The following is a 5,227-nucleotide window of genomic DNA, read 5'->3' as shown; positions in this document are numbered from 1 at the left end:
ATGCTTGAACTCTTCTGTATGCTTGATCATCTCGTCGGTCTCCTGTTGCGAGCTCTAATCGCTCAGGTGACCGGCGCAAATCCGTTACAAGTCCAATTCGTGGACATCTTGCTCGGTGGCGACTGGGAAGAAGGATCGCAGGTGGGCTCCTGTCTCGGCCTCGCTGAACGGCTCGAGCTCGATCCTCGGCACGGTGGAGGGCGGCTCGAGCATGTCGACGCGGTGGGGGCGTGCGGTCAGGACGATGCGGGCGTTCTCGGGCCATTGTTCGCGAAGCAGTAGTAGCGGAAAGCTCGGTCCGCCGTGCACCTCGTCGGCGGCGATCTGCGCGTTGTCGGCGGCGTCGATGACGATGCACAGGATGGCGTCGGCGGAATGCTCGTTCAGCGTTTCTGCCGCCTGTTCGACCCGGGCGAGGAAGGCGCGCACGTATGCCGCTGGATCCGCCTTGCTCGTGGGTATGAGCGGCTGGCTCAGCGACTCCCCGGCCAGTTCGTTCGCCAGCTGGACGAGTCCGTCGCGGCAACGGTGGCGATAGCCGCTGGCGCTGCGATACGCGCCGTTGCCGAAACAGTCATAGACGAGCGTTCGGCTGCCGTTCGGCAGGTAGAGGCCTAGCTGGGTTGAGAGGACGGACTTGCCGACGCCTGCGTCCGCTGTTGATTGCCGCTGAGAAGTGACCCGGGGAGGCCAGTAATTTCCACTGAGAAGTGACCCATGTTTGAACACGTCCCTGGCTTTGACGAGCGGGGGACCATGGAGTGTTGGACATGGCATTATTAAGCGTCATCCGGCGCTGGCATTACCGCGATCATCTGTCGATCCGAGAGATAGCCAAGCGCACCGGACTATCCCGCAATACCGTCCGTAAATATCTGCGGTCAGACACAGTCGAGCCCCGGTTCAAGGTGCCCGAGCGACCGAGCAAGCTGGACCCGTTCGTCGAGCGACTGACGGCCTGGCTGAGGCGAGAGATGGGTCGATCGCGCAAGCAGAAGCGCACGATCAAGCAGCTCTATGCCGATCTGGTGAGCCTGGGCTTTGACGGTTCCTACGGCCGTGTCGCGGCCTTTGCGCGGGGCTGGCACGATGATTATCGCCGTCAGCAGCAGATGAGCGGCAAGGGCACGTTCGTGCCGCTATCGTTTGCGCCGGGTGAGGCGTTCCAGTTTGACTGGAGCGAGGACTGGGCGATCATCGATGGCGTGCGCACCAAGCTGCAGGTGGCGCACTTCAAGCTCAGCTACAGCCGTGCCTTCTTTGTGCGGGCCTATCTTCTACAGACCCACGAGATGCTATTCGATGCCCATAATCATGCGTTCCGCGTGCTGGGCGGCGTGCCGCGGCGCGGCATCTACGACAACATGCGCACCGCGGTCGACAAGGTCGGGCGTGGCAAGGATCGGACCGTCAACGCCCGCCTCCTCACCATGGTCAGCCATTATCTTTTCGAGGCCGAGTTCTGTAATCCGGCAGCGGGATGGGAGAAGGGGCAGGTCGAGAAGAATGTCCAGGATGCGCGCCATCGGCTATGGCAACCCGTTCCCCAGACCGAGACGCTCGATGCCCTCAACCTGTGGCTGGAGGAGCGCTGCAGGATGTTATGGCGGGATATACCGCATGGCATCGAGCCGGGCTCTGTCTCTGATGCCTGGGCGGATGAGGTAGCGAGCCTGATGCCCATGGGCAGGCCGTTCGACGGATTTGTGGAATATGGCAAGCGGGTCTCACCGACCTGCCTCGTCCATCTGGAGCGCAACCGCTATAGCGTGCCAGCCTCCTTCGCCAACCGGCCCGTCAGCCTGCGCGTCTATCCAGACCGCTTCCTGGTGGTCGCGGAAGGACAGGTCTTATGTGAGCATCGACGGATCATCGAGCGGTCCCACGATGCGCCGGGGCGCACGATCTATGACTGGCGCCATTATCTGGCGGTGGTGCAGCGCAAGCCCGGGGCCCTGCGCAACGGCGCGCCGTTCCTCGAACTGCCCGACCCCTTCCAGCGGTTGCAGCGCCATCTGCTGCGGTCTCGTGGCGGTGACAGGGAGATGGTCGAGATCCTTGCACTGGTCCTGCATCATGACGAGCAGGTCGTGCTGAAAGCCGTCACCATGGCACTGGAGACCGGGGTTCCGACCAAGACCCATATCCTCAACCTGCTGCACCGGCTGATCGACGGCAAGCCGCTGACGACAACGCCGATCACGGCGCCACAGGCGCTGAGGCTCGTCAGCGAACCGCTTGCCAATGTGGAACGCTATGATGCGCTGCGCGGGGAGAACCGCCATGCGTCATGATCCCGCCAGCGGCGCCATCATCGTCATGCTGCGCAGCCTCAAGATGCACGGCATGGCGCAAGCCGTCACCGATCTCATGGAGCAGGGAGCGCCAGCGTTCGATGCGGCCGTTCCGATCCTGTCCCAGCTCCTGAAGGCGGAGACCGCCGAACGGGAGGTGCGATCGGTATCCTATCAGCTCAAGATCGCGCGGTTCCCGGCCTATCGTGATCTGGCGGGCTTCGACTTTATCAGCAGCGAGATCAACGAGGCGCTGGTCCGCCAGCTCCACCGCTGCGAGTTTATGGACGTGGCCGACAATATCGTGCTGGTCGGCGGCCCCGGCACCGGCAAGACCCATATCGCCACCGCCCTGGGCGTCCAGGCTATCGAACATCACCGCAAACGGGTGCGGTTCTTCTCCACGGTCGAGCTGGTCAACGCGCTGGAACAGGAGAAGGCACAGGGTAAGGCGGGCCAGATCGCCGGAAGGCTTGCCCACTCCGATCTCGTGATCCTCGATGAGCTTGGCTATCTGCCGTTCAGCGCGTCAGGCGGCGCCCTGCTGTTCCACCTGCTGAGCAAGCTTTACGAGCGCACCAGCGTCATCATCACGACCAACCTTAGCTTCAGCGAATGGGCCACCGTGTTCGGGGATCCCAAGATGACCACTGCGCTCCTCGATCGGCTCACCCATCACTGCCACATCCTCGAGACCGGCAACGACAGCTTCCGGTTCAAGAACAGCTCGGCTCAGCAGCCCAAAACCCGGAAGGAGAAAACCCCATCTTGACCCACCCCTGACATCCGAAACATAATCGCAAGGTGGGTCACTTCTCGATGAAAACCCCGGGTCACTTCTCAGCGGCAATCAACAGGGTAGTATTTACTAGAACACGCCAATGGCATATCGTGCCGGTGCTACAACGTCGCCATCGGAGCCTCGCCTGTTGAGGACTGCTCCGAATGACCCATGATATTGATCAAAGCTCCAAAGATGGCTCAGATTTTGAGCCGCTTACGGTACGGATCAAGACGGCTACACGGCTAACAGGGATCGGCCGTTCGAAGCTGTATGAACTTTTCGCAGAAGGAGCGATCGAAACCGTAAAGGTTGGCGCGTCGACCCTAGTTGTAATGCAGAGCTTACGTGCGTTCATAAAGGGAGCTCCGCGCGGCCCAGGGCCCATCTGAGCCGGGCTCTGTTGCCTCCACCTCGTCCCCGTTCGGACACCCAGTTAACTTGTCTTTCGTACCTCTGGGTTGATGGTGGAGGCATAGCCGCGTTTCTGACCGACCGATAAACAGCGTCTGGCCAATCAGACATCCAGCCGTTGGAGGCATGCCCCAGCCTGCTGATGATACGCGCCTCCGAAAAGCCGAACATGCACTAGCAGTGGCCACAACCGATAAACGGGCTGGCGTTCTTCCCAGCCTTGCGCAAGGCCGCAGGCCTCATGGAATATTTCAGGCGGCTGGTCGAACAGGCTCAGCATGGCAAGATCCACCTCTCGGTCGCCATGGTAGCATGCAGGATCGATCACCCCGCTGATCTGGTCCTGACCAACGAGGATATTTCCTCCCCACAGATCGCCATGAAGCAGAACAGCAGTCGGGCGCTGGGGTATATGCTCGCCAAGTCGATCGGCGAGCCGCTCAACGCGATGAGCCAGCTGAGAACTCAGATGCGGGACATGGCAGCGCAAGCGCTGTTCCGCCCAGAAGGCGACCCAGTTGTCGGTGCGGGAATTGCCAATTGGCACATCGCCAAAGGCATAATCGCAATCCCAACCATAGGCCGTGTGATCTGGCGCATGGAGACGGTCGAGCAATTCGGCGAGATGCGCCCAGTTGCGGACAAGGCGCCCGCCCGAGGGCAGATCTTCGAGCAGCAGGAGATCATCTTGGACAGCCAGAATCTGCGGGACCGGCATCCCGGTCGCAGCGATCGCCGCGAGCATGCGCGCCTCATCGACAACTCTGTCTCCCCGTTTGGCGATGACCGTGTCGCCGCAACCCAGGGAGAGGCGTGCGACGAAAGAAAGGTCACCGCCCGCGATACGTGTCACGCTTTCAACATTGCGGTTAAGCAACGTTGCGGCTTCAGTGAATATTGCTCTCATGCTGCCTGCCCCTGCTCAAGGCCTCAGCGATCGGGTTTCTGCAAGGTCATGGCAAGGCTGACATGTAAGAAGTTGGCAAGGAATGATCTGCCTCGATAGAGTAACGCCGCCGGAGAGATGTCTCAAAGGCAGGGCAATTGCCCATAGATGTGTCGTTCAATGGGGAGAGGGCGGAGCCACAGCCTCGACACCGTGCGCGTCGGAGAATTTTTGATGTTGCGCTTTTGCCATCAATGCACGTTATCAATGGTCTAAACTTCGGATTGCGAAGCTTGTCCTTACAGTCGATGATGCCGGCGCGACAGGGGGGGGCGCCTACCGTCTGCGGAAGCACGCCACGGCTAGCCTTGACGCATTGGTAACGAAATCAATCTTGGCAATATGACCCCCACTCCTTCATCAGGTTGCGCCTCTTTTCGAGGAGATTTCCTCGGCGATATGCGGCTTCCGTTTTGTCCCTGACCCGATGAGCCAGAGCCGCCTCCGCGATTTCACCAGGGTAATTTGTTTCCTCGCTGACCCAATCACGGAAGGCAGAGCGGAACCCATGGACGGTGACACCTTCCTTCATATCGCGGAGCAGCTTCGTGAGCGTCATATCGCTCATCTGTGCGTCACCTCGAGCGCCTGGGAACACGAACGAGCACGTTCCGGCCCGCAATTCCTTGCAACGCTCGAGGACTGCGATCGCAGGGGGCGAAAGGGGAATAACATGCTCACGCTCGGCCTTCATCCGTGTGGATCGGCGTGCAAAAAGAACCCCGTTAGCGGGGTGATCGGCGTCTAAAAGGGACCCCTCATTTCGATGGTTTAAGCAGCCGGCTGGATTTT

5 protein-coding genes are annotated in these 5,227 nt (G+C 60.5%); 2 read left to right on the top strand and 3 right to left on the bottom strand.

Annotation, left to right across the window (positions count from 1 at the left end; all coding sequences use genetic code 11):
• Positions 1–84: 84 nt before the first annotated feature.
• Positions 85–729: a hypothetical protein gene (locus tag GGQ90_RS28665; RefSeq protein ID WP_188084628.1), complete on the bottom strand. Its 645-nt coding sequence runs from the start codon at positions 727–729 to the stop codon at positions 85–87.
• A gap of 41 nt (positions 730–770) precedes the next feature.
• Here GGQ90_RS28665 and istA point away from each other — a divergent pair, with 41 nt between their 5' ends.
• Both istA and istB read left to right on the top strand, forming a co-directional pair.
• Positions 771–2,294: an IS21 family transposase gene (gene istA / locus GGQ90_RS28660; RefSeq protein WP_188084627.1), complete on the top strand. Its 1,524-nt coding sequence runs from the start codon at positions 771–773 to the stop codon at positions 2,292–2,294.
• Positions 2,284–3,066, top strand: coding sequence for an IS21-like element helper ATPase IstB (gene istB / locus GGQ90_RS28655; RefSeq protein WP_188084626.1), 783 nt, complete (start codon positions 2,284–2,286; stop codon positions 3,064–3,066). Before istA ends, istB begins: the two co-directional genes overlap by 11 nt.
• Before the next feature lie 526 nt (positions 3,067–3,592).
• Here istB and GGQ90_RS28650 read toward each other — a convergent pair.
• The gene (locus GGQ90_RS28650; RefSeq protein WP_188084625.1) at positions 3,593–4,396 is read right to left on the bottom strand and encodes a fructosamine kinase family protein; all 804 of its coding nucleotides are present in this window, start codon (positions 4,394–4,396) and stop codon (positions 3,593–3,595) included.
• Positions 4,397–4,763: 367 nt separating this feature from the next.
• A complete protein-coding gene (locus GGQ90_RS29600; RefSeq protein WP_246428514.1) occupies positions 4,764–5,003 on the bottom strand; it encodes a hypothetical protein in 240 nt (79 codons plus the stop codon).
• Positions 5,004–5,227: the final 224 nt, after the last annotated feature.

Source organism: Sphingobium scionense (genome assembly GCF_014197035.1).
GTDB lineage: Bacteria > Pseudomonadota > Alphaproteobacteria > Sphingomonadales > Sphingomonadaceae > Sphingobium > Sphingobium scionense.
The sequence above is the reverse complement of the archived record's forward strand: the minus strand, read 5'-3'. Positions and strand labels throughout refer to the sequence as shown.